The organism is Peribacillus sp. P4_C12 (assembly GCF_056402095.1).
The window spans coordinates 1-697 of record NZ_JBFUIB010001089.1; the positions used below are offsets into that span (position 1 = coordinate 1).

Consider the following 697-nt stretch of genomic DNA (forward strand, 5'->3'; position numbering starts at 1 on the left):
CATAAATACTCTATATCCCAAACTGTTTTCACAAGTTAGGACAAGCCGATAATGTTCCTCTATGATTTGTTCCAAAGATTCATTTAAAGGAAGAATGAGGTTATCGACAGCTGATGAATTTTTTAATTCTTCTAAAACTGTATTCGACTTTAGAATTTTTAGATTTTTAAATCCCGCCTTTTTGAATGCTTTTAACCATTCCGATTGTGTCAAGACATTCGTTAAATTATAGAATTTCATTATTTCCTTTTTTTGATTAAGGTTAAGTTCAGTCTCTGCCGTCATATCAATAGAAAGCAAAGTACCACCAGGTTTTAGGACTCTGTAATATTCACAAAGCGATTGTTGAATATTAGTGAATGCTGTTGTGGATTCAGCCATGATAAAATCAAAATAATTATTAGTAAAAGGTAAATCTTCTATGGAATTCATATAAACATTACTGGGTATGTTAGCTTGTTGAAATCGTTGGTTTGCATGTTTTACCATCTCAGGGTGATTATCCAATGCGAAAACTTGGCAAAGAAAGTGTTGAGCCAAGAATTGAGATGTTTGCCCTGTTCCGCATCCAGCATCAAGGATTTTTGTGGATTGGTCTATTTTTTCATTCTTTAAGAGTTGTTTAGTTAGTTCAAATCCTCCAGGATGAGCCCCTTCAATTCCTAAGAATGCTAAGGCGTCTTGGTATGAATGATTC

1 protein-coding gene is annotated in these 697 nt (G+C 33.9%); it reads right to left on the bottom strand.

What is annotated here, in order from left to right; translation table 11 throughout:
* The coding region (locus AC1DUW_RS31490) for a class I SAM-dependent methyltransferase (protein WP_477644534.1) at positions 1–697 on the bottom strand (697 nt) is incomplete at both ends.